This window comes from Tolypothrix sp. FACHB-123 (genome assembly GCF_014697075.1).
In the GTDB taxonomy this organism is placed as follows: Bacteria; Cyanobacteriota; Cyanobacteriia; order Cyanobacteriales; family Nostocaceae; genus Aulosira.
Genome location: NZ_JACJRE010000005.1, coordinates 172648 through 198589, shown reverse-complemented (window position 1 = coordinate 198589; position 25942 = coordinate 172648). Strand labels below are relative to the sequence as shown.

Annotated in this window: 17 protein-coding genes; 5 read left to right on the top strand and 12 right to left on the bottom strand. The window is 40.5% G+C overall.

Annotation, left to right across the window (positions count from 1 at the left end):
* Positions 1 to 464 precede the first annotated feature (464 nt).
* Together carB and H6G41_RS05655 are read right to left on the bottom strand one after the other, a co-directional pair.
* Positions 465 to 3728 carry a carbamoyl-phosphate synthase large subunit gene (carB, locus tag H6G41_RS05660; RefSeq protein ID WP_190744412.1) on the bottom strand — a complete coding sequence of 1088 codons (3264 nt, stop codon included), beginning with the start codon at positions 3726 to 3728 and terminating at the stop codon, positions 465 to 467.
* A gap of 522 nt (positions 3729 to 4250) precedes the next feature.
* Entirely contained in the window at positions 4251 to 4805 is a 555-nt protein-coding gene (locus H6G41_RS05655; protein ID WP_096644702.1) for a Dps family protein, read from the bottom strand.
* Between the two features lie 427 nt (positions 4806 to 5232).
* On the opposite strand from H6G41_RS05655, the gene H6G41_RS05650 reads away from it, so the two are divergent.
* Positions 5233 to 5484, top strand: coding sequence for an Asr1405/Asl0597 family protein (locus H6G41_RS05650; protein WP_190744410.1), 252 nt, complete (start codon positions 5233 to 5235; stop codon positions 5482 to 5484).
* A gap of 50 nt (positions 5485 to 5534) precedes the next feature.
* Positions 5535 to 6233, top strand: a complete 699-nt coding sequence (locus H6G41_RS05645; protein ID WP_190744408.1) for a (2Fe-2S) ferredoxin domain-containing protein — start codon at positions 5535 to 5537, stop codon at positions 6231 to 6233.
* Positions 6234 to 6485: 252 nt separating this feature from the next.
* Here H6G41_RS05645 and phnE read toward each other — a convergent pair whose 3' ends face one another.
* The 3 genes from phnE to H6G41_RS05630 all read right to left on the bottom strand — a co-directional run bounded on the left by phnE (position 6486) and on the right by H6G41_RS05630 (position 9206).
* Complete coding sequence (phnE, locus tag H6G41_RS05640; protein ID WP_190744406.1) at positions 6486 to 7280, bottom strand: phosphonate ABC transporter, permease protein PhnE; 795 nt, start codon at positions 7278 to 7280, stop codon at positions 6486 to 6488.
* A gap of 24 nt (positions 7281 to 7304) precedes the next feature.
* Positions 7305 to 8042: a phosphonate ABC transporter ATP-binding protein gene (locus tag H6G41_RS05635; protein ID WP_190744515.1), complete on the bottom strand. Its 738-nt coding sequence runs from the start codon at positions 8040 to 8042 to the stop codon at positions 7305 to 7307.
* 189 nt (positions 8043 to 8231) lie between these two features.
* Positions 8232 to 9206, bottom strand: a complete 975-nt coding sequence (locus H6G41_RS05630) for a phosphate/phosphite/phosphonate ABC transporter substrate-binding protein (RefSeq protein WP_190744404.1) — start codon at positions 9204 to 9206, stop codon at positions 8232 to 8234.
* A gap of 350 nt (positions 9207 to 9556) precedes the next feature.
* Between H6G41_RS05630 and H6G41_RS05625 the strand changes: the two genes are divergently transcribed.
* Both H6G41_RS05625 and H6G41_RS05620 read left to right on the top strand, forming a co-directional pair.
* Positions 9557 to 10375 (top strand): SDR family oxidoreductase, encoded by an 819-nt coding sequence (locus H6G41_RS05625; RefSeq protein ID WP_190744402.1) that lies wholly within the window; start codon positions 9557 to 9559, stop codon positions 10373 to 10375.
* Positions 10376 to 11085: 710 nt separating this feature from the next.
* Complete coding sequence (locus H6G41_RS05620) at positions 11086 to 11820, top strand: DUF1995 family protein (RefSeq protein WP_190744400.1); 735 nt, start codon at positions 11086 to 11088, stop codon at positions 11818 to 11820.
* Between the two features lie 258 nt (positions 11821 to 12078).
* Here H6G41_RS05620 and H6G41_RS05615 read toward each other — a convergent pair whose 3' ends face one another.
* The gene (locus tag H6G41_RS05615) at positions 12079 to 15123 is read right to left on the bottom strand and encodes a zinc-dependent metalloprotease (protein ID WP_190744398.1); all 3045 of its coding nucleotides are present in this window, start codon (positions 15121 to 15123) and stop codon (positions 12079 to 12081) included.
* Positions 15124 to 15627: 504 nt separating this feature from the next.
* Here H6G41_RS05615 and H6G41_RS05610 point away from each other — a divergent pair.
* Positions 15628 to 17397 carry a pentapeptide repeat-containing protein gene (locus H6G41_RS05610; protein ID WP_190744396.1) on the top strand — a complete coding sequence of 590 codons (1770 nt, stop codon included), beginning with the start codon at positions 15628 to 15630 and terminating at the stop codon, positions 17395 to 17397.
* Between the two features lie 64 nt (positions 17398 to 17461).
* On the opposite strand, the gene H6G41_RS05605 is transcribed toward H6G41_RS05610, so the two are convergent.
* The 6 genes from H6G41_RS05605 to H6G41_RS05580 form a co-directional block, all read right to left on the bottom strand.
* Positions 17462 to 18910, bottom strand: coding sequence for a DNA phosphorothioation-associated putative methyltransferase (locus tag H6G41_RS05605; RefSeq protein ID WP_190744394.1), 1449 nt, complete (start codon positions 18908 to 18910; stop codon positions 17462 to 17464).
* 70 nt (positions 18911 to 18980) lie between these two features.
* Positions 18981 to 19367 (bottom strand): DNA sulfur modification protein DndE, encoded by a 387-nt coding sequence (gene dndE, locus H6G41_RS05600; RefSeq protein WP_190744392.1) that lies wholly within the window; start codon positions 19365 to 19367, stop codon positions 18981 to 18983.
* 107 nt (positions 19368 to 19474) lie between these two features.
* Positions 19475 to 20932, bottom strand: a complete 1458-nt coding sequence (locus H6G41_RS05595) for an SAM-dependent methyltransferase (protein WP_190744390.1) — start codon at positions 20930 to 20932, stop codon at positions 19475 to 19477.
* On the bottom strand, positions 20929 to 21591 hold the full coding sequence (locus tag H6G41_RS05590) for a restriction endonuclease (protein WP_190744388.1): 663 nt from the start codon (positions 21589 to 21591) through the stop codon (positions 20929 to 20931). Before H6G41_RS05590 ends, H6G41_RS05595 begins: the two co-directional genes overlap by 4 nt.
* A 29-nt stretch (positions 21592 to 21620) precedes the next feature.
* The gene (dndD, locus tag H6G41_RS05585) at positions 21621 to 23603 is read right to left on the bottom strand and encodes a DNA sulfur modification protein DndD (protein ID WP_190744386.1); all 1983 of its coding nucleotides are present in this window, start codon (positions 23601 to 23603) and stop codon (positions 21621 to 21623) included.
* A 339-nt stretch (positions 23604 to 23942) separates the two neighbouring features.
* Positions 23943 to 25253, bottom strand: a complete 1311-nt coding sequence (locus tag H6G41_RS05580; protein ID WP_190744385.1) for an aminopeptidase P N-terminal domain-containing protein — start codon at positions 25251 to 25253, stop codon at positions 23943 to 23945.
* Positions 25254 to 25942: the final 689 nt, after the last annotated feature.

The following is a 25942-nucleotide window of genomic DNA, read 5'->3' as shown; positions in this document are numbered from 1 at the left end:
TATTCACCAGGTTGCACAAGTATCTAGAGTTAGATAAACGGTAATAAGTAGAACATTTTTTAGATTATTTCATCATTAATAATTGTAACATTTATGAGAAAAATCGGATCATTGATTTGCCTCAAGGTTACAGGCGGTTCCAGTTTATGTAACGCAGTTATATATCTAGATACCGTTTAGTAGCTCAGGCTTAGCCTGTCTTCCGGCAGTGATGATTTCTCATATTTCTTAAAATAACTCAATGGTTTCTATAAAGAATCATCTATAACAATTGCTTAATTTTTGCTTGGGGCTGGGGGGGCTAGGGGCTAGGGGGACAAACAATTCAAAATTCTCTCTTGGAAAGTTCTGAGCGCCGGCTTCCGGCGATCAGACTTTCCGCAAAATTCAAAATTAAGAATTCTATTTGACTTTTGCCCAATGCCCAATGCCCCATGCCCCATGCCCAACACCCTATGCCCTACTTAAGCACAATAATCTTGCAGGACTTTTACATCTAAAGTGGTAGATTGCAGAGAACGAATGGCGGCGACGGTGGCTTTGGCACCGGCGATGGTAGTAATGATGGGGATTTTATAAGCCAAGGCTGTGCGGCGGATTAACCTAGCATCAGTATGGGCTTCTTCTCCCGATGGGGTGTTGATAATCAGTTGGATTTTCTGGTTTTTGATGGCATCGAGAACGTGAGGACGACCTTCATGGAGTTTCAAGACTAATTCCACATCTAAGCCATGTTCCTGAAGGACTTTGCGTGTCCCAAATGTCGCCATGACGGTAAAGCCTAAATCGATAAATTCTTTGATGACGTTAACGGCTGGGGCTTTGTCGCGATCGTTCATGGAGACGAAGACGGTTCCTGATAAGGGTAACCGTTCCCCTGCACCAATTTCGGCTTTAGCATAGGCGCGGCCAAAGTCGCTGTCAATTCCCATAACTTCACCTGTGGAGCGCATTTCTGGCCCCAATATGGTATCGGTACCGGGGAATTTATTAAATGGCAGTACGGCTTCTTTAACTGCTATGTGACGGGGAATCACTTCTTGGGTAAAGCTTAGCTCTTCTAAGGTTTTACCGGACATAATTAAGGATGCCAGTTTTGCCAACTGCACACCTGTGGCTTTAGATACAAAGGGCACGGTACGAGAAGCGCGGGGGTTGGCTTCGAGAATGTAAATTTGCGGCGAATAGCTACTAGCACCAACAACAGCAAACTGAATATTCATCAGCCCAACTACTGAAAGCGCCTGTGCTAGCTGTACTGTCCAAGTGCGGATTTGATTTAGCACTGCTGGGGGAAGGGAAATGGAAGGTAAGGAGCAAGCAGAATCACCAGAATGAATCCCCGCCTGTTCGATGTGTTCCATAATACCACCAATCACAACGCGGCCAGTGTGGTCGGCGATCGCATCTACATCAACTTCGATGGCATTTTCTAAGAATTTATCAATCAAAATCGGGTGATCTGGTTCTACCTGTACGGCAAAGGTCATGTAGCGTTCTAATTCTGTATCGGAGTAGACAATTTCCATCGCCCTTCCCCCCAATACATAGCTGGGACGTACTACCACTGGATAACCAATGCGTTTAGCGACAATCAGCGCGTCTTCGTAATTGCGGGCGGTTCCGTTAGGTGGTTGAGCAATATTTAACTGGTTGAGAATTTTCTCAAATCTTTCCCTATCTTCTGCCATATCAATGGAATCTGGCGATGTTCCCCAAATTTTAGGAATGACAGAATTTTCCCCGGCTTCTAGCTGCTGCAAATACTTTTGTAAAGGTACAGCTAATTTCAAGGGTGTTTGCCCGCCAAATTGGATGATGATGCCTACAGGGTTCTCAGCTTCGATGATGTTGAGGACATCTTCTTTGGTTAATGGCTCAAAGTACAGGCGATCGCTGGTGTCATAATCTGTAGAGACTGTCTCTGGGTTAGAGTTGACCATAATCGTCTCATACCCCGCACCTTTGAGGGCATAGGCGGCGTGACAACAGCAGTAATCAAACTCAATTCCCTGGCCGATGCGGTTGGGGCCTCCACCTAAAATCATCACTTTTGGCTTGGTGGTGGGTAAAACTTCCGTTTCGTCTTCGTAGGTGGAATAGTAATAAGGCGTAAACGCTTCAAATTCGGCGGCGCAGGTATCTACAGTTTTGTAAACCGGGATGACTCCTAACTGTTGGCGATATGTCCGCACCTCATCTTCGGTGGTTTTGGTCGCAAAGGCAATTTGGCGATCGCTAAATCCCTCACGTTTTACTGCATACATCTGCTCTTTTGTCAATTGCTGCAACGGCGTGCGTTTGAGGAATTTCTCAACTTCGAGAATTTGTTGCAATTTATCGAGGAACCAAGGATCAATTCCTGTTAATTCGTAGATTTCGTCATTAGTTAGCCCTAGTAATAAAGCATGACGCAAAGCAAAAATCCGCTCAGGGTTCGGCGTGCGTAATTGGGCGCGAATTTGTTCGCCACTGGGTAATTTTTCGGCTTTGTCGCAACCCCAGCCAGCGCGCCCGGTTTCTAAGGAACGCAGGGCTTTTTGAAAAGATTCGTTGAAAGTCCGCCCGATTGACATGGCTTCGCCGACGGATTTCATTTGCGTAGTTAACACCGCTTCCGAACCGGGGAACTTTTCAAACGCAAACCGGGGAACTTTGGTAACTACATAGTCAATTGTCGGTTCAAAGGATGCCGGGGTTTTTTTGGTGATATCGTTTTTAATTTCATCCAAGGTATAGCCGACAGCTAACTTCGCCGCCATTTTGGCGATGGGAAAGCCGGTAGCTTTAGACGCTAGGGCGGAACTGCGAGATACACGGGGGTTCATTTCGATGACAACCACATCCCCGTTGACTGGATTCACGGCAAACTGGATATTAGAACCGCCAGTTTCTACACCGATTTCGCGGATAATTTTAATTGCCATATCCCGCAGCCGTTGATATTCTTTATCGGTGAGGGTTTGGGCTGGTGCTACGGTAATCGAGTCGCCGGTGTGGATACCCATCGGGTCAAGGTTTTCGATGGAGCAGATAATTACCACGTTATCTGCTAAATCTCGCATGACTTCCAATTCGTACTCTTTCCAACCAAGTAAAGATTGGTCAATGAGAATTTGGGAAACTGGGCTAGCATCGATACCAACCTGCGCCATTTCTTCAAATTCTTCTTGGTTGTAAGCAATACCGCCACCCGTACCACCCATTGTGAAAGCAGGACGGATAATTAAAGGATAAGTCCCAATGCGACGAGCGATCGCTTTAGATTCTTCCAAAGATGAAGCTGTACCACTGGGACAGACACTCACCCCAATTTTCGCCATTGCATCATTGAAGAGTTTTCTATCTTCCGCTTTTTCGATAGCTGGGAGTTTCGCGCCAATTAACTCCACACCATACTCGTCTAAAACACCATTTTTCGCCAAAGCTACAGCAATGTTCAGCGCCGTTTGTCCGCCCATAGTGGGTAGTAAAGCGTCAGGTCGCTCTTTAGCGATAACTTTGGCAACTAATTCCGGTGTAAGCGGTTCAATATAAGTGCGATCGGCTGTTTCCGGGTCAGTCATAATAGTTGCTGGGTTAGAGTTCACCAGCACCACTTCATAACCTTCTTCACGTAAAGCTTTACAAGCTTGAGTACCAGAATAGTCAAATTCACAGGCTTGTCCGATAACAATCGGGCCAGAACCTAAAAGCAGTATCTTCCGGAGATCTTGACGGCGGGGCATAGTCGTTGGGATGGAGTAAGAGAATACAAATCCTGATTATTTTAAGATTGTTTATCCCTGGTCACGCCTTTTATTATCAAGTTTTCTAAGTTTGATGACAGGGAGGGTGTGTAGGAGGCAGGGGGACAAGGGAGACAAATGACGACTGTAGGGGCGGGTTCACCAATATCCTCATTTATTAACAAAGATCCAAATAAACCCGCCCCTACTGACTATTGACTATTGACCAATGACTAATGACTAATTTTTATGGAAAATGACAATTTTTAGCAAAAGATTCTGAAGTTTGTACATAATATATAGTTGATAAGTAATTAAATTACGGTAACATTAAATAAAAATATTCCTAAGTAGCTAATTAAGAATATTTTATAATTTTAAATCTTTTGTTAATCGGTATACATAATTAAAAATTGCAGAGATGTAGTAATTCTACTCTCTGCAAAAATTAATATTTTCTTAAGACTTATTTCTGCCTAGTTTTTATGCTGTTAAAAGCAACTGATGAAAATTATGAGAGTTTTAGTTTTGAGCAGGTTGAACAAAACCTAGGGTTAAGCTGTCTTTAGCCAAGAAGTGAGACAAATGATAAGCCCGCTCTTCAGTTTTTAACAGAATTTTTTCGTAGAGATAGCGTGTACCCCGGTCTCCCAAACTCTCTGCCTGAGCAGCTTGGCGACGAATCACGCCAATAATAGCTTGTTCTGCGGCCAGGTCATTTTCTACCATTTGACGCGAAGAATATACGCCATCTGGCTCTTGCGTAAAACAAGTTAATTCGGCCAATTTGCTGAAGGTAGCAACTGGTACACCGCCTAATCCATCTAAGCGCTCGCCAATTTCATGAATATGATCTTGGATTTCTTTGTAGCTGTCATTAAAAAACTCATGTAATGAGTAAAATTCTGCACCTTCAACGACAAAATGATGTTTTTGATACTGCAATGAAAGTGCTTGAAAACTAGCTAAAACAACGTTAAATCCTTCTGTAACAGGTGCAGTTACACTGCGATCTAACAATACAGGATTGTCATAAACATCACCAAAGTTTCGTAATACTGTTGTGGTTTCAGACATGGTTCTCCTCGCTTTTATCAGTTAGGTTTAACTGCTGAGTTTCTACATATTAACACTCTAAAAATTAAACGCAATTTCAATAATTTTCATGGAATTTTAAATTTTTCTCATTAAAATTATTCATTACGTAAAGTGTGTTGATAGTCATTATTCAGTAGGGGCGGGTTTATTTAGATCGTCGTTGATCGACGAAGATATCTGTGAACCCGCCCGTACAGTTGTCTTTCTTGTCGCCCCTGCTTCCTACTCACCTGCCTATTTAATGGCAGGTCATTGCAAGTATTTGAGATTCTTATCTAAAATAAATGAGAATTGTTTGCACTTAAGTTATCCTGGTTTAAGAGGCTGAACTCCCAAAAATGGGAAACAGCAGCGAATTAAAGCTCGGTAGTTACTGCAAGTTTGTTGCACTTTGAGGGTACATTTCTTGAAACCGTCTAGTTCAGAAGTCGAAAGCAAGCATGTTTTAGAGGTGAATTGGGTAGACCGCTGGCAGGTGTATCAACGTTTACAGGAACTAGATATTCCTTGTTGGTGTGAGCCTAACCAGCCGTTGAAAGTTGAAATCAGCAATTCCCTAGCCGCTGTTCAACTTTGGAGTTTGATGCGTCAATTTACACTTAAGCGTCAAGACCTGGTTTGGAGTCTAGAGAAATGCTGGCAAAGTCGCTACCGCTGAAGATTTCCCGTTGAATACTATGTCCTAATCAACATAATGAGGTGAAAAACATGAGTGAATCCCACAATCAGCAAGTATCAGATTTTTGCCTTGAGGGCAGGTTTATGGACTTTGTGATTAAAGATGGGTATAAGCTTAAAGGCTTGCAGATATGGACTGCCGAGGGTGAATGTTATATAAAATTGGCGAAACATTTAAGATTTGCTTTTGATTTGCGCTTACCACGAGGTACTTGGCTGCAAATTGTGGGTAAGAAAAAGCACCAATTAGCAACAGGTGAAGTCACATTTAAAGCTGAACGGGTGATGGCGGCGCGCCAAGATGTGGCAAATGAGACAATTACACAGATGGGTATCCCTTCACCTATCTCTCATCCACCGAAACCGTCATCAATTACGGAAGCTAGCGCTAAGCCAAGTAAGGGGAAAAGTACGATTTTGGTATGTCAAAAATCTGACTGTATGAAGCGCGGTGGTAAGGGCGTTTGTCAAGCTTTGGAAGCTGCTTTGAGCGATCGCGGTTTAGAAGACCAAGTTACCATCAAAGGTACTGGCTGTATGAAAAACTGCAAAGCAGGCCCTAACGTAGTTATGCCCGATAAAACCCGTTACACTCGCATTAGTGCAGCACAAGTCTCCAATATCATGGATAAACATTTTGGCGATCGCAATACAGAACGCCAATTAGAAGAAGTCACAGAAGTACCTATTCCAATACAATCTATAGCTAGTGGAATTGCCACTCGTTAATGAGAATATATTACAAGAAATTTTTTAGTGTTTCCTTTTTATTTTGGGTACTATAGTTTTGCAAATTTTTTGCGAAATATTTGCAAAACTAGTACTTGTGTCAATCAATGTTGGGAGTAATCACAATTTGAAAAAACAATGCCAAAGATATAAGTAAGGGCACAACCATCAAACATTGTTGTGCCCTTAAAAATAATTTATGTTTCGCAAACATTATTTTAATGTCAAAGCGAAGCTTTCTATCGCGAATTTCTACATAGAATCAAGGCGACGGCGGAGTTGGCTACTAAACGCATCAATAACTGTGACTACTACTAAAAGTACTAGCATCATGGTTGTAGCCTTGTTGTACTCAAAACCGTCAATGTAACTTTTCAACTGAAAGCCAATACCACCTGCACCGACTACACCCAAAACAGAAGCGGCGCGGATATTATATTCAAACATCCAAAATGTATAACCTAATCCCAAAGGTAGTACTTGGGGTAAAATCCCGTATTGGGCAATTTGTAATTTAGATGCACCAATGACTTCTAAAGATTCTATAGATCGGGGGTTAACGGCTTCAATCGCTTGTTGATAAAATTTAGCCAGGTAGCCGATAGTATAAATTCCCAAAGCTAAAGTACCGGCTGGTGCGCCTAATCCAGTTGCGGCGACAAAAATTAACCCCAAAATAATTGAAGGAACTGAACGGACGGCATTTTGGAGTAAATTTGCTAGCCATTGCAACCATTTTGGCGCTACGTTGTTGGCGCTAGCTACAGCAATTGGTACGGAAATAATTGCCCCGATAGTGGTTCCCCACAGTGACATTTGTACAGTTTCAATTAGTGCTTGAATCGCTATATCTAAAACTGTTATATCTGGCGGAAATAATCGGGAGATAAAATCAGTAATATAAGGCCAGCTGTTGCTAACTAAGGCAAAATCGACTTTGAGTCCTTGTAATGCCCAAGTATAAATTACAACAGCTATTAACAGAAAGATGAAATAACTTACCCAAGGGTAGCGCCGGAGAGGATTGGAATTAAATAAGTAATTCATAATGTATATTTGCGCGCTTATACTCTACACTTGGGATAATTGGGCAAATTTTGCTTGCAGGTTGTCGCAAGCACCCTCATAAACAATACATCCGCTATCGACAACGATCGCTCTTTGGGCATATTCTGCTGCTATCCCCAGATCGTGCAAAACCGTCACAATTGTCATGCCTTTTTGAGAATGCAATTCTGATAAAGTCTGCATCACTTGTTGACAAGCGATAACATCCAAGCCGGTGATGGGTTCATCAGCTAAGAGAATGTGTGGTGACTGAATTAAAGCACGAGCGATCGCCACTCGTTGCTGTTGTCCCCCACTGAGTTGGCTGGTTTTTTGTTCAGCTAAATCTTTTAAACCTAACTGTTCTAATAAATCTAATGCCAAAAGGCGATCGCGTCGCCCAAAGCCAAATAAAGTTTGCCAAGTTGTCTTTGTACCCAAGCGTCCACAAAGCACATTTTCGATAGCAGATAACTGGCGAATTAACCCGCCACCTTGAAATAGCATCGACACATCACGCCTGATTGCTGGTAATGTGCGGGGTGTCATGGTGACACCATTAATTTGAATTTCACCCTTAACTAAGGGTACTAATCCTACAAGCGATCGCAGTAGAGTAGATTTACCAGCGCCATTAAGTCCCAACAACACGACAAATTCGCCCCGTTTAATTTGACAATTAATGCCATTAAGAATAGGGCGATTCAGAGAATTTACATAAGCTGTCTCTAAGTTATGGCACTCAATTACATAATCGTTCATCCCGAAATTAATTCCACCAGTATCTAAGGTTATCAAAATGGGCATGGGGCATGGGGCATTGGGCATTGAAACAATTTTGGATTTTGGATTTTAAATTTTAGATTGGAATCCAAAATCGCAAATCTAAAATCTAAAATTCCTTGTCCTCCTTGTCCTCCTTGTCCCCCTCTGCCTCATGCCCTTTATCAACTACGGTTCAATACCAATGCGTGTCAGTGCATCCCGAACTGGTGCTAGGTGGCGATTGTGATCTACTCTCACCAATTCTGTCGAGTTATATAAATTACGTAGTAGCTGATTGTTTTGTGATTGATTTAACTTGAGTAGGGAATTAATAATTTTTTCGCGCATGGGTGCGGGAACATCATCGTCAATGGCGATACCGTGAGCAGGTACGCCAGCAATTCTATGCAGTACGCGCAACTGATTTTTTTCTTCTGCGGTAATATACGGAGGATTTAACGCATATTCTGAGACAACAGCCACATCCGCTTGTCCGCGCAGAACAGCTTGCAGTGCTTTGCTGTAATTACCACCATAGCTAACTTGACCGAAAAAACCATTTAAACGGTCTTTATCAGGTACAAATCCTTGTTTAACTAATTCGCTAGTGGGGAAAATAAACCCAGAACCAGAAGTAGGAGAAGTAAACGCCATTCTTTTACCCCGCAATTGTTCTAGGGTGCCTTTGGCGTTATTTCTACTTTTTAAGGGGCTATTTTTGGGCACTACAAATACTGAGCTATACGTGTGTCTTCCAGAATAGTTATCACGCACCTCAGCTAGATACAAGCGAGCATTGGCTAATTGTTCGGCTTTCAACGCTGGACGGCTACTCAAGAAAGCTACATCAGCGCGATTAGCTCTTAATGCTTCTACCGCAGCTGTATCATCCCCTACTTGTGCTTTAACTGGTATTCCCAATTCTCTAGATAAAAATGCGCCTACCGCGTTTGCTTTATTTTGCAAATCAGTGGAATCAGATCTGCTAGGAAAAACTACTGTCAAGGAATTAATTTTTTGGGCAAGCAAAGTAGGTGCTTGTTGATTAAGAATGGAATTAGTAGTAATTGCCTCTAATCCCCCAGATGCGCTGAATAATACACCTGCAAGGGCAGTTAGTGCAGCCCCAGCAGCCAACAAGCCCTTTTTCCTCACACTCATTGCTCACTCTCCATTAAGAACTTTTCTCAAAAATTTTGCAAATTAGTTGCAAGTAAATCCTTAAAGCAATCTAGAACTTTTGAGAATAAAAGTCAATATTTTCAAGGGTTACTCATTGATCGATGAACTTCATAGAGTTAAGCTGCAAGTTGATTGATGGGGCGGATTTGTTCGGGTTTTGGTGGCGCGAAGATTGAGAAAACGTCAATAAACAACGATAAAAAATTAGACAAAAATAAATGGGCTAAGAATTGCAATAATTTAGTAATGCTTGAGTAATGCCTTGCGAGCGATGGCCTACACAACATTTTTAATTAAATTAAGCAATAGAAAAGATATTGGGGGCTATTATGACTTCTTCTGTCAAAGATTTGGTGCTGGTTGCTGGTGCCACTGGTGGAGTAGGACAATTGGTAGTAGGTGAACTACTAGAGAAAGGCTTAGGGGTTCGCATCCTCACAAGGAATTCCGCAAAAGCTCAAAAGATGTTTAACGATCGCGTGGAAATTGCTGTTAGTGATATTCGCGACGCCGCTAAACTAGCCGCTGCAATGGCGAATGTTACTCATATTATCTCTTGTACTGGTACTAGTGCTTTTCCTTCTAGTAGATGGGAGTTTGACCCCAGTCCTAGTTGGATTGAATGGGTGCAGCTTTTGCTCGATCCGAAGTTGCGTGAATCTAGAGCTAAGAACAGCCCCGAAAAAGTTGATGCTCAAGGTGTGAGTAACTTAGTAGCAGCAGCACCTCGCAATCTTCAGCGGTTTGTTTTACTTTCTTCTTGCGGTACTACACGTAAAAATGAGTTCCCTTTAAATATTCTTAATAGCTTTGGTGTGCTGGATGCAAAACAAAAAGGTGAAGAAGCAGTAATTAATTCCGGATTACCTTACACAATTATTCGTCCCGGACGTTTGATTGATGGCCCTTATACCTCATACGACCTTAACACTCTTCTCAAAGCCAAAACAGACGGTAAGTTCGGTGTGGTCATTGCTCAAGGTGATAAACTTGCAGGTGATAGCAGCCGAATTGATGTGGCTTCAGCTTGTGTGGAATGCCTTTTTCAGCCAGTCACTGCAAGACAAATTTATGAATTGATCAGTAAAGGGACAAGACCCGCTGTCATTGACTGGGAGAAACTTTTCTCACAACCAACCACTGTTTAGATAAGTAAGTCGGTGTTAAAAATTGTCTTGATGAAAAGGCAGCTATGCTGAGAGCAGAAGGTGAGTCAGCACGGTTATGGGGGAAGCCCCCATGACCTTGGGAAGCGGTTTTTAGGTAATTTAACTTTTTGTTATATACTTCTGTTTTTTTGCGCCGTTCTACTTATCTTACACCTACACCCTATAAGGGTGAGGCTATACAAACAAAGCCTGCCTCCGCAGGCTAATAAACTTGATTTTTCATGTTATTGCTAAAATAAAATGTTTATTAAAAAATTATTAGCTAAATATAAATACTGAGATGCAAGATGTGCGATCGCCTATATTAAGTCAGCCTTTCTTAATTAACTAACTCTATTACGAATCACAAATGACAAAGCGCAAAGTCTGAGCGGGGTTCCCCCGCCAACGGACTGCCTCAACTTTGTAAGAACGACCAATGACCAATAAAAAAAAGGCCCAGCATTGAGCCAAGCCTTGTTATATCCTGGTGCTTAAACAGACATCCCAGATTAATTTAGTCAAAAATTTTGCAGATTTAATCTTCCTATAGGCTGTATATCTAACTATCCTCAAGACTGACTCAATTTTTAAGCTTCAGGGTGACAAATTTGAACTACATTTAGCAACAAAGGGTTGCTAACTTGGATCGCTAATCCTGAAACAATGAAAGTAGACACCAAATTAAGAGCCAGAGTAAGAGCCAGACTATGAGTGAACTTCCTAAAAGTCTTGAAGAAGCGATCGCCCAATCTCGCGTAGCTACCCAAGCAGCCCTAGCAGATGGACAAACTCGCCTACAAGTTGAGTTTTTGTTTCCTGAACTCAAATTTATGCTAGTAGCGGAAGATTATCTACCTGTATTTGCTGAATATGGTTCAGGCTTGAAGGTTTTCTTTGCTGATGCGGGTGCGGCTGCTTTGGCGCGCAACCAATGGAAAGACGCTGCATTTAAAATTACAGATATTGGTACGGGTAGAGCTAATGCACCTAGTACCAAAATTAAACCAGACGATGAAATTTTTCTGTTTATTGCGCCAACTTCTGTAGAAGTACCGCAAATGGAAAAGTTAATGGCAGAAATTGGCGATCGCCCCGCCATCTTCTTAAATCCTCGCTTAGAAGATTACGGTGTTGTCGGCTTGGGTTATGCAGCCAGACAAGTGCGTCAGCGTTTTATTGGCAACATAGAATCTTGCTACTACTTACGCCCAGTAGATGACCAAACTGCCGTCTTTCGTTGCTATCCGGAACAGTGGTCAGTTTGGGTAGAAAAGGGTGACGAGTATGAAAAAATTGCCGAACTACCGAAAAAGCCATCTGGTGATGACTTAGATCTCATCCTGATGAAAGGACAGCCGCAAACAGCAACCGATACTGCACCCGCGAAAAAGCCCAGTGTACTTAAGGGTTTACAACGGTTTTTAAAGGCTTTAAGTAGTTAAAAAATATGGGCACAACAATGTTGTGCCCTAGCAATTTTCCCTATGTTTTAATTGCAAATATTGCTTTCTGATTAAGAAGAAATCAAACAACCTTTGTGGCACATTAATCTATTCTAGAGGTCATGGCATTGCCAGTGCCCCTACAATCAACAATCATCTGTACCTCACAAACTGGCAATCTACTGTATTTCGCAAACTACTGTACAAGCAAAGACAAGGACACTGAGCAATGCCCAATGCCCAATGCCCAATGCCCTTTTAATTACTCCTTAACGGCGCATTCAAGATTTTTTCAATGCGATCGCGTGTTTCGAGAATATGCGCTTTCGTATACTCATCATCAGAATTTACTCCTGCTAATTTCTCGTTGAGTTGGCGAATTTTGTACCAGGCTAAGGTACGTGCATCTTCTGGTACGTATTCTCTACGTAATACAATATCACTTAGAATATTTACGTACTCGCGCTGCAAGCCACGGCGCAGGCTAGAAATCTTTAGGGTTTTGCCTTGGGGTTTGAGTACTTCTGTCCAAATGCCATTTTGCAAGGTATCAAATAATTCTGGCAGACTCAAAGCTTTACCTTGGGGACTCTTGAGTTCGATGTCCTTGAGACGAGAAAGGCGATCACCTGAAAGTAAATCCACCAATACGGCACTTTGCAAGGTCAAAACCAAATCGTGAATGGGGTAATCTAAACGCCCAATCAAGGGATAGCTGCCCCAATGATACCAACGGGAAGGGGCTAATTTATTCAGCAGTTCTGGTGAAAAGTTGAACGCATCTTCAGCAAACACGTACTTTTGCAAAGTTTCTAAGGCTTGGCGTTGTTTTTCTACGGGTACAGGCTCAAATGGTAACCTGCGTTGGCGAACACCTGCTTTGCTTGGGAGTTCTCCAGCATGGACGCGGTAAAAGGACTGACCACCGATATATTTAGTGGTATAAAATATATTTTGAAAATAGTTACCCAATACGGAGCCAAAGCGATCGCTGAGATCGCTATAACTCTCACCCGCCACTGGATAACGTTTGTTTAGACGATCCCACATAACGCGAGAGTTATCTAACTGCCATTGGGCATAGCGGAGGACATTATTGCTATTATCCCAAGCGTTGGCTGTGGGATCAAGGTCATAGCGATCCTCATCTGTAGAGTAACTTAGTTCTGGGCGATCGGATTGACTAGCAATTTCGTCCAAAATCGGCTTTTCGGCTATGGGAGTTGAAGCTTGAGTTGGCATATAGCCATACTGAATTGCCCAATCATCATAAGGCCCCACCATACTGGGAAAATAATCGCCTTGCTTGGTACCTTGGGGTGCAATATTGGGGGGAATATAATCCATCACCGAAGCAGTCAGACCTTTATTAGTGGTAATCTGCTTATCGTTCATTTCTTCTGGTTGGAGCAAGTTACTACCCCGGAAGTTGTGGCGTAATCCTAAAGTATGCCCTACTTCATGGGCAATAATTAAGCGTAAGTATTGATGGATGTACTCTTTAAGCTGTTCTTTGGTAGTTGTGGTGTCTTCTAAAAGAGTCATCGCCATTGCACCCAAAGCAAACTGGTTAGCTGCTTCGATCCCGTAGCACAAATCTGACTCTCCAGCCATTTTAGCTAAACGCCTTAACATCGGCTTTTGCTGCTGCTGAGGATTATTTTCAGCTTTTTTACTTAATTTATTGGCACAAAGTGCATGACCTTGCATCAACGCCGTCAAAGAAGTACGTCCTTGTACTTGATTGGGTTGTACTATTTGTCGATATTCATTTTTCAGTACACGGACAAAACTGCCATCTACTAAAATATCTGCATCCAAAATTTCCCCAGTCAAGGGATTAACGCGGGATGGCCCCCTAGCAAAAAAGCCATCTATAGTATTAATCCAGCGAATTGTATTGTAGCGAATATCCGCAGGGTCCCAAGTGGCATTATCTGGCATTTGCCGGGCTTCGATGGCATCTTTGAATCCTGCTTTCAAAAATGCTTTATTCCACATTAATATCCCTTCTTTAATCGCATCGCGGTACTCATAAGGGACAGCATTATCTATCCAAAAAACAATTGGTTTTTTCGGTCGAGATATGGGCGCTTGGGGGTCTTCTTTTTCCAAATTCCAGCGATTGATATAGCGGACAAATGGGTCGCCGCGATCGTCTTTTGATAAGTCTTGATAGGCCGTGATAAAATAGCCAACGCGCTCGTCTGCTAGGCGTGGTTGATATTTGTTATTTGGCAGTTGAGAAAGACTATAGTGGATGCGTAAAGTGAAGCCACGACTGTCTGCGAGTGACTCAAAATTCAGCATCTCACTCTCTCGACTACTACTACTACCACCACCAGAAAAATTTAACACTGTCTGCACTTCTATATTTTCTGGAAAGGCTTTGGCATTACCAAAATAAGATTGATCTGTCCCGCCAGGAATACCCAAACTTAAAGATAAGCCAGCTAAGTCTGTCAGTAACAAATCGCCTAAGTCAATCAGCAGGGTTTTCCGTTCTGGATGGATGCTTTTAATGGGAATAGTATACAGTATAGAATCGCTAAAAGACCGGGCGAGCGATCGCGCCTGGGGATCTCCTTCTTTGGTACGAAAATTAACATTTCGTACAGTAAATTGTAAGTTATTGTCTATGCGTTTGAAATAAAATAAAAAGTCCTGCAAAGGCATCCCACTATAAATACCTTGTTCGCCAATCCCCGATTCCAAGGTTGACGTAGCTAGATAATTTTTATTTAGTTGCTCTGGCTGAATTTCTAAATAAATTTTATTTTTTTCTTTTTGGCGATAAAGAGTAAATAGTCCTTGTTGCTTTTCTGTATCTTTGATGACTTCATCAAACGCTTCTAGATCGTCTTTTTTCGGTGGTTTACTCGATGTGTTTGGCTTTGTGTTTGGCTTTTCTGGTGTTTTTTGCGCTACTAATAACGGTTGTTTTCCCACTTCTTGAGGATTGGGAACTATCCAATTAAATGGTTGCTGCTGTGGCGGTTGATTTTGATTAATCACCCAAACTTGCTTTGAGTTTTTACCCAAAGCATTAGGTAACGGCGATGCTTGTAAAGCAAGTTTACCAGTAGAATTATTTACTTTCTTTGACGGTTCTAAAGTTGGCTTGCTACTAGGAAACGGCGCTGTAACTCCTTTGGTAACAGTAGTTACACCAAACATATTTACTTTTTGTTGGTTGTGTAACTCAGTATCTAGTTTGTTAACAGACGATGACTTAGCACTAGCAGTTGTTACTCCAAAACACAAACCAGACAACAAAATTACATAAAGGCTTAATTTATTCATCAAATCTACCCCCGACAACAATCATTAGCTATTTTTCATTATTGGCAAAGTCAATTGGCTTTGCTGTTATCTAACTGAGCTAACTTAAAAAATATTATTAGCTGTCTGATATGCAGCAGTAAACTTTTCAGTTAAGTTATCGTTACTATTCTTCAATGCTATTGACCAGTTTTCCTGTAGTATTTTTGCTAACAATTGTATCTGTAGCCTACAGTACGTATTATTCTGACATCAGACTAGTAAACTTGCTGATAAGAAAGTATAACAATCTGGAATAAATCAATGAAATTACTGGTAAACAGACAACGGATCAAGTTGGCAATTTCAATTTATATAGAGAAAAATAGTCAGGCTGCAATCAAGTAAGCTGCTACTGAAAAATACCTGGCTATAGAAAGTTAAAAAACATACGAGTGTATTTGCGATCGCAAAGCATGTGAGTTAATAAAACCTTTAGATTATCCCTCATAAATCAATAACTAGATAGTAATACGAAATAAAAAAATGTCATATTTGTCACAAATGTGGAAGCGTTTAAACAATTATGCTAGGGGTATAAAGTTAACAGATATGCCACAGTTAAAATCTGTAGAGGCTGCAAAACTTTTTCCTAGTACAAAAATTTCTCAAGATTTAGATAAAAAGCCTAGATCTGTTCAAGATAATTTACAACACTCTTTATTACTTCAAAAATTGCAAAAAAGCTTAGAAGAATGGGGGAGATCAGGTAATGGGTTATCGCTTTTGACAAGTGAAATCCCATCAGCTAAGTACGGACTAATCGCGCCCCACCTACCCCCCAAGCATCGCCAATTTTATGCAGAGATTTACGATCTACTTGGTCATGCAGCCTTAACACCAGACATAGTTGAACAGGTAATAAAGTTACTAATTGCTCGGAAAAAATTTCATCCACTGCTTTTATTCCAACGTCTAGAGGAATTTTATCGCCGCTGGTGTCAGGGTGAGTTTCTTGATGCTGCACCTGATGATAACTTACCTCAGAAAAAAATGTTAACTCTGTTAGCACAAAATATCAATATCGGACTGAGGCAAGTAGATATATATACTGGATTAAATGTATTAATTTTACTACTGGAGTTACATCGCTACGCCCAAGAGCGCGCGGAACTTCAGCAGCTAATTACTTTTTATCCATCTAGCCAACCAGATACAGAAAGTTTTTTCACCTCCGAACTACTGCGGATAATAAACTATAGCGATGCCATTGAAATTGGTAATTTCACTAGTATTGTCGGTGAATTCCTCAAGGGTGGGAATTTTCGCGGTGCTTACTTGGGTAATGCTAACTTAACCGGTGCTAACTTTAGCGGTGCTAACCTTAGTGGTGCTTACCTAGGAGATGCCAATTTAACAGGCGTGAATTTTAGTAATGCCGATCTCAGTGGTGCTAACTTTGGCGATGCTAATCTCAGCGGTGCTAATTTGCAAAATGCCAACCTCAGCCGTACTGACCTCAGTAGTGCCAACCTCACTGGTGCTAACTTTAGCCACGCTGACCTGAGTCGCGCTAACCTCAGCCATGCGGATATCAGCAGCGCTAACCTTAAAAATGCCAACCTCAGCCATGCTGACCTCAGTAGTACTAATCTTAAGGATGCTAACCTCAACAATGCTGACCTCAGCCATGCAATTCTTTTCAGTGCTAACCTCAGCGAAGCCAAACTCAGTAGTGTGAACCTAAGTCATGCGGATCTGTGTCGCGCTGACCTCAGTGGTGCTAACTTAAGTCATGGGATTCTTAACGGCACCAACCTGAGTGACACTATTCTCTTCAGTACAAATCTGAGTGATGCGATTTTAGTTGCTGCTGACCTCAGCTATGCCAAGCTAAATGGGGCTAAACTCAACTATGCCAAACTCAACGGAGCAATGTTTTTAGGTGCCGATCTCAGTGGTGTAGACCTCAGTGGAGTGATACTAAATGATGCTGACCTCAGTGGTGTCCTACTGAGTGATGCTGACCTCAGTGGTGCTGACTTGAGTTATACCATGCTCTTTGGTACTGACCTGAGCTATGCCAACCTCAATCAAGCTAATCTTAGCGGTAGTAATCTCAGCGGTGCTTTGCTCAATGGTGCAGATCTCAGCCACACTAACCTCAGTTGTGCCATTCTCAGCAATGCTGATGTCACCGAAGCTAACCTAAAAGAAATGACCTGGGGTGAAAAGCAACAATGGGAGACTGTGCGGGGATTAGAGAAAGCGGTGAATGTGCCAGAGTTATTAAAACAGGAGTTGGGGTTAAGTTAATTGTTGATGGTTGACTGTTGACTGTTGACTGTTGACTTTTTAACCACTGACAACTGACAACTGACTAATTCCGATAAACCTGATGTCCGCGAATTTCTACTTTGTGGCTAGCTAGACATTTTTCCCAACCTTCGCGGGTACCAATTTCGTTTTTCTGCTGGAGGAGTCCTAATTCTTCTTCTTGTTGGGTAAGTTGGGCAAATTGTTCGTAGAGTGGGTAGTTAGGCCTAACAAAGGTTTCTTTACGATGCAATATTGGCGGATTGTCTCTGGTTTGGTAGTCGCGGTGAGTGATTTTTAAAGTCAAGAAGTCAATTATGATACTGGCTTTTAAGGCTGGGTGCGGGTCGGTGTCGAAGTCGGGATAAAACAGATAGCAAATTTGCGGTTTATCAGTGCAATATTTAATTAAGGTGGCACCATCTACACGCCCGATGGTACGGCTAGCGCAGCCTTCATAAATTCGCAGTAAAGCATCAATTTCTGTTAAAGCGGAAACATGGACATACAAAGCGCCACGGGTATGTTTACCGATTTTACTTTTGTCGCAAGCATTTTGGATGACTCTGGGTTGACCGAGGCTAAAGAGTTTTTGGTCAGCAACGCCACAAGCTTCTTCATAGCTACCAAAAAAGGCTTTGATATCGTGGCGGATTTCTGGTGCTAGTTTATGCCATGAGGGACGTTTTTCAAAGTGGGTGAGGGCGAGGTAAACTTGAATATCAAGCGAGCGACGATAAGCGATCGCATCCCATTCGGCTTCATCGGTAGCTTGTAATACTACGCCAAAAGCACGGCGGAAGTTACCAAATTCACTCAGTAGTTCCTGTTCGTTACTTAATTCCCCTTTGACTGGTAGTCTTCCCCGTTGGGTGAAAAAAGCCATCAATGGTGCAAGTAGTTCTTGGTAATCTTCAAATCGCTTGCTAGGAATGCGGACTCTGGGCGTAGAACTGCGAGTAAAAAAGCGAATAGCCTTGAAACTTTCCTTTTCGGCTTCATCGCGAAAGACAAAGTAGACACCTAAAGCTACAGGTACAGCATCGACATTCAGCACCTCATCAATGTAACTTTTTAGTTCTTCTTGCTCGTAATATTTCTGAAACGTATTGCGTCGGGTGACAATTCCATCGCTGTAAGCTATTTGGGTTTTGCTGGGTGCGTTAATTAAAACCTGCGCAGCAACAATTAAAACTTTGCGCGTGAGTTCCCAAGCTTTAATTAAGCTTTCTCGCCTTTCTTGGGGATCTTCGATGACGTTAAGAACATAACCCAAGTTGACAATATCGGCTGTAGTAATTGATGCATCAGGATAATAATAAGGATCCCAACCGCCACTGCTGTAACCTAAATTGGCTACGCGCTGGACATCACCACCATAGCCGCAACCGTAGTCAAAAAAAGTAGTTTCAGGATTGAGAATTGCCCATTCTATAGCTAATCGTACCGGACGAGAGATATCAGTGCGAGCGATCGCAGCTCGATGACGTTCGATTTCTAACGCTTCAGGCATAATATTTAGTCAACAGTCAACACTTCGACAGAGCTTCAGTGACCGCAGTCAACAGTTAATTAATATCCTTTCAATCTTTCAGTGCCAGTACAATTAAATCTTCAATTTTCTTGATATTTGGATCGCCAGCTAAGTAGCCAATTCCCCGATGTAAATGCAGGCGAAATTGACTAGCGAGGGTTTCTTTATCGGTGGGGAAACCGTCGTTGTGACACCTTTGCTTGAGTGCGAGAAGGAGGATATCTGACATTTCGCCACCAAATACCCGCCAAGTCATTTCCACATTGCTATCTTGGGGAATGGGTACGGGGGAAGGTGGGGTTGGTTCTGCGAGAGAACGACAAAAAGCCCATCTGCATAATATATTCCATTGGTCAATTTTGCTGCTGCGGCGGAGTTTGACCAGTTGCTCTTTAGCGGTTTGGGAAAGTTTTATTCTTTCTATTGGCGATTCCATAATTAAAATTTATCAAGCTTTTTATAGTGTCACCCTGCAACAGGGTAGATTTTGAGGTTTAAATGGTCTGAGCCATTCTTTAAATGATTGTCATTTTTCATTTTAATTTATTGAAGCGATTGCACCAGGTTCAATCTCTGTGCTAAGGCAGATAGATTTAATTTATTCAATATACTAGACTTAATTGGGCGTTTTTCGTCCCAAAAAATCAGTGAAGAGTAGAAATCAGAAGCTAAGGTAGAAGTTAAAATAATTAAAGCTTGCTCGGCTGATTGCTCATTGTCAAAAGCCAGAAAATAAACAGTATCATCAAAAACAGTAGGTTTATTATCGATCGTTCCAATGAGTTGGAAGTTAAGTTTTTTATATAATCCACAAATTGCTATTTTCCAAGGAAGAAATGTGTAATTTCCGACACCAAATATAGAGAAGCGTGGGTTATTATGATATATTTTACTTTTTCTTCCATCTAAATAATTTGCATGAAACTCTAAATAATTCCAAGTTTTAGGTGCTATATTTTTAATATATTCAGTTGATTCACCGATAAATCTTTGAGTAACTAAAACATATCGATTGGTAACTTGCGTTCGACCTTGAGCAACATTAGATCCTTTAATTAAAGGAAAAATAAATTTTTCTTCGATATCAACAATTTCTCCTAATCCATTTATATAAATATCATTGATTTTAGATAGCTCCATTACATCTGAGCAGTCATGTTTAATACCAGAACGCCATTTTTCTCCTGAGTCTAGAGCATATAAATCTTTTAACTTATTGAAAACAAATACATCTTTAACTAGAATGTTGTCTTTATAGCCTATTCGCTGGTAATTTTTATCTTTAAGGTTATTAAAAACATCACAAAAATAATTATGTGAAATTGAATCAAATTTACATAATAGTAAACAAGCATCAACATTTGCGCCAAAATACTTTTTTGCATCTATTTTGTAAGTGGCACAATATTCTAGAGAAATTTTTTGAGCATGAATATAATTCAGTAACTTCCTTGAGACAGAAGTTTTGCACAACATGGCAAGATAGGCATGGTATTTTTGTAAATATTGGACTATACGGATTAACATCCATTCAGAAACATCAAAATTGCTTTTGCCAGTAATTGCATCTAATCCATTCAGCTTTTGAAAATTACTTTTCAAGGGTAAATTAACACCATGAATTACTCCTTGTCGTGAGTTAGTAACCCAAGGAAAGTTACCTATTGCTAAAATATTTTCTTGGTTTTCTCTGATTAATGACTGCCAATCAAACTGAAAAAAATCTGCTTGCTGAACTTTAATTCTTTTGTCTGCTAAAAGCAATTCTTCATTGTTAATCGCGTTAATATAATTTTGATTAATTTCCATGCCAATAATTTTTCTTGCAGATGGAAATATATGTGTAGAAGCTTTAATAAAATTGCCTAAGCCGCAAGTTGGCTCAATAATTATGTCAGGTTTAATACCCAGTTCAACTAGTTTATGGCAAATTTTTTCAGCTAACTCTATAGGAGTTTGAAAATCGCCATATTCTATTTTTGACCTGAAAGTTTGAGTCATGAAATCAACCTATAAACAGCAACTACACCGTCTTCTTGTCCAGCGCGATCGATAACTCTGCTATATTGCAATCTCCATTGCAAGGCATTGGAAATAGTTAATAATCCCTGAATTGGTGGATTTATCAATATCTCATCCGCAATATTTCCTGCTTCAATTTCATCAACAGGTAGATTTTTATCTAGCATGAAAGCAATGAGATCATCTTTGTTACCCTCATTCTCTATGATATTGCGAATTCCCCGAGTCATTTGGAAATCTGCTGTCCTTTCAGCACTGACATAAATGGTGTGTAGGATACTCAAAGTTGCGGTGCGATTTTCACTATTGTCTGTTTTGTCATAAACAAAAATAATTAGTGAGTAACCAAGACCGAAAATCTTCTGTCGTGCAGATTTGAAGGGACAAGACGATTGTGGTTGTCTAATACTGGTCACTTTAACATCTACTAATAATCCGGGAAAATCTATACCGCTTGCTGAATTACCCTGCAAAAACTCATATTTTTCTTTTAGATAAAGCTTAAATTTTTGCTCCAGATATGTTCCAACTGCTTTACCGTCTGTAACTCCATAAAGTAGAGATTCTGAGTGTTGAGACTCGGATGCTGAAAATATTGCTGCTTCTAAGCAGAGAGTTTCTACGGTCAGTATGGGCATAGATACAAATCAAATGTAAAATAATCTACTTACCAAAAGTATTGATTTTCTAATACTGTTGTTTGCCGAGTCACAGAGTCATATTTTAAAAGATATTCGTGAGCGATCGCTTCATTTTCTCTCAATATTTGTACTTCTTGTTTACCAATCTCTGTATCCGTAGATAATAAAATTACCTGATGGCTAGCGGAGGGAAAGTAACGTTCTACCAAGTTACTGCGGTGCGAAGAATCAAGCCTACCTAATGGCGTATCAATTGCTACTGGTAAACGACGACCGGAAACTCTCGCTAAACCCCATAAAAAAGCGATCGCTAATAGTTGTTTTTCCCCAGCAGAAAGGCGATGTTTGGGGACTGGTTTACCTTTTAAATCGTAAAGCGACAGGCTAAATGTATTACTATCGATAGCAACGCGATGAACTAAATCAGATTTATGGAGCAAGTAACGAAAGCACTCTGTAACTTCAACTTCTAATTTATTCAGTTTTCTTAAAGTTAATTTTTCGCGAAAAACCTTGAGTGTTTCTTGCACTCTCGCCGCCGATTCAATAATATGTTCTTTATTTTGCCGTTTTAGACTTGTTTCTGTATAGCTTTCTAAATCTTTTTTGGTAGTGTAAATCTCGGTTTCTAATTCAACTAAACGGCGTTTTGCTAATTCATAAGCCGCCTTAGCATCAGCAACTTCCTGTTGTGCTTGTTGTAATTCATCAGCCAGTCTTTGATATTCTTCGGGTGAAGCTGCGGTTTGAATTTGTCGTTCCAGAGTGATAATTTCTTCTTCGTGAGACTGGAGAAATTTAATTTTATCTTTAGCCTGAGTTTTCACATAACCTAGATAATGATGAATCACATTATCTAACTGATTCAGGCTTTCTCGATCAGCCAATAGCCAAGGTTCGGCGGTAACTGCTTGATTTAAATCTTGATTCTCTTTTTTGATAAATTCTTGAATTTGATTAACTTCTGATTCAGCAATCGTTAATTGATTAATAAAATTAAGTAACTTCTGCTCTCTTTCTACTAATAAATCGTGAGCCACCTGCATTTGTTGAATCCGAAATTCTTCTTCTCCTTGACTGAGAGATTCATTTAATAATGGTGTAATTAAGGCTAAGGGTAAAACATCAGCAGCTAAATCGCACATTCCTTGACGTTCTGTTTCCACTGCTGTAGTTTTTTCATGCTTTTGCTTTTCTAAGTGACTGCGTTCTCCCGCAATTTTACCACCTTCAGAAATAAATTTATTGACAGCTTCTTGCTGCCGAATTTCAGCAGCTTTTAATTCATCTTGCAGAAAAGCTATAGATTGCAATTTTTGATTATAAGTCTCTTGTAACCCTTGTAACTTCTCTTCAATTTCTACCAAATTTGCTAATTCTTTAGTGTCAGCCAATTCCTTGCGTCTGCGATTAACTAAAATATCTAAATCAACAGCTAATCTATCGGCTAACTCTAATCCTAAAAGTCCGCTAATTGCATCGACTACAATTGGTGGTGGTGTTTCCTGTTCTGCTAGTTCTTTAACTTGTTCGCCATCAAATAAAAATAAATTAGATATACCTAAAGGTAATAAATTTTCAATATACTCATCCCAAATATTCACTAAAGCCGTATCCAACCATTCATTAGCATCTAAAATTCCCAAATGGTCTTTACCATCTTTCGGATTTTTCTCCCAAGTCCGCACCACCCGATATTTTATCGGCTGGTCATTTTCAACATGTTCAAAAACTAATTCAATCCGAGTTTTTTCAACTGGGTCAGTTTTACTATTAACACATTGAGTCAGAAAATCACTATAACTTAAATTACCACGGGTAGAACATTGAGCGCGATGACCATAAAGCGCCAACCGAATAGCATCCATTAAAGTCGTTTTTCCGCCGCCATTCATCCCACCTAAAAGAATTATGGGACGAGAATTTTCATGATTTCTTGGGTCAAGATTGATGACCTGTTTCCCCGCATAGGGGCCAAAGTTTTGTAATACAAGTTCAATAAATATCATTTAACTTAGTTAGACAAAATTCAAATTAGAGCTATAGGAGTCAATAGATCGGTGCAAAGATGCAAAGAGTACAAATATTTAGAAACTCTCTAGCATTTCTAAATCATGCGTAAAATTCTCTATCGTTCTTCCTCTGCGTCCTTGGCGTCTTCTCTGCGAGACGCTGCGCGTTGGCGGAAGCCTCTCGCAGAGAAGGCGGTTCCATTAAAAAAATACTTTTCACAACTCCTACACAAATTCCTATACAAATTCCTATACAAATGAAATGTCCCAAAAACTCAGATATGGTGGGCATTGCCCACCCTACCATATTTCCTGTAACGCTTGTTTGGAGAATTATTATCGTCTCTCCACTTCATCCACTTCTTTCGGAACCCCAGCAGTTAACACCTCATGTCCGGTGCTGGTAACTAACACATCATCTTCAATGCGAATTCCAATCCCCACCCAACGCGGATCAGTTGCTGGCTGGTCTTCTGCCAGTTTGGTATCTGGTACGATATAAAGTCCTGGTTCTACGGTGAGTATTTGTCCTGGTTGTAAAATCTGTGGGTTATCGCCATGCTGATATACGCCGACATCATGTACATCCAAGCCTAACCAATGGCTGGTACGGTGCATATAGTATGGTTTATATTTTTCTTCTTCAATTAGTTTATCAACTTCACCTTTGAGAATACCCACTTCCACTAAACCCTCTGTGAGAACGCGCACTGCTTTATCGTGAACTGAGTTGAAGGTATTACCTGGTTGAACTTGAGCGATCGCTTGTTTTTGTGCTTCTAAGACAATCTCATATAATATCTTTTGTTCTGCTGTAAACTTCCCACCAACAGGAAATGTCCTGGTAATATCGGAATTGTAATAGCTGTATGCACAACCAGCATCAATCAGCAGTAATTCACCATCTTGCATTTGGCGATCGTTTTCAATGTAATGCAACACACAAGCATTCACACCAGACGCGACTATTGAAGGATAAGCTGGCCCCATCGCTCCCCGCAAGCGAAAAATATGCTCAATTTCCGCTTGAATTTCATATTCATAACGTCCGGGTGCAGTTACTTGCTGTGCTAAACTGTGCGCTTCTGTAGCGATCGCAGCTGCTTGGCGCATCAATTCCAACTCGGCTTGACTTTTGATTAATCTCATGCTACCTAAAATAGGGCTGGTATCTTCAATGGCGATCGGCCCTGTACCTCGTTTAGGATAGGTGCGGAGTAAACTTTGATAATGTTTGAGAACTTTGTCATTAAAACTGCGATCGCGTCCCAAATGGTAAAAAATGCGATCGGCTTTTTCTAAATACTGGGGTAGTTTTTCATCCAATTCGGCGATCGGGTAAGCTTCATCAGCACCATACAGTTCTTTAGCTGCTTCCACTCCACAACGGTAACCAGTCCAAACTTCCTTTTCCCGATCCTTGGGTTGAACAAACAACACAAATTGATGTTCTGCGTGATGAGGCGCTAACACAGCTACAGCTTGCGGTTCATTAAAACCAGTCAAATAGAAGAAATCACTATCTTGGCGATAATTGTACTCCACATCATTGTGCATCACCGCCATTGGCGCACTGCGAAAAATGGCCGTACCATTACCAAGTTTTGACATCAACTGCTGACGACGCTTCAGATATTCTGCTTGCATAGCTACTTTATATTTCAAATTATGGTGATATCTTAACCTTTTCACACTACAGATTGCATATATCACCACTATTATAAGTAGTGCCAATCCATCTCAACACAAATAATATTTCTCAACTTTTTTCTACTAGCTATTGATTGATATTGTTAATCATAGTCCAGTATTAGTATTGCTATTTTTTTTAAAGCATATTACATACAGATTATAAACATAAAGTTGTGTAATTGACATAATCTGCATGTCATCACTTGATGATTTATCCTATTTGCTAGGAATATGAAGTTATCATTTTTGGATATTTATTTTCATCATTTATCTATATATCATAAATTCTTTACAACCTTAATCCTAACTTATTGAATAGTCCACATTTTTGATTGTTTTGATTTTTATAAGTGTTAGAAAACTTCTAGATCTCATCTGTAAATTCAAAATTGTATACTCAAATCGTCAGACTATATCTGTTTGTGACAAACATAGTTCAAGCAAGAATTATCAGAAAAACCTTATATTCTAGATTGTAGAGACATTTAGCTATTTAGCATAAAAACCTCTATGTTAAAGCTAATTCAGGTTTTTGTGACTTATCCATAAAGGCTGACACAAACAAAAATATTTTCATAACTGCTTATCTTGAACTTGAAAGATTTATGTATTTTAGCTATAAAAGACCAACCATATATCTATAT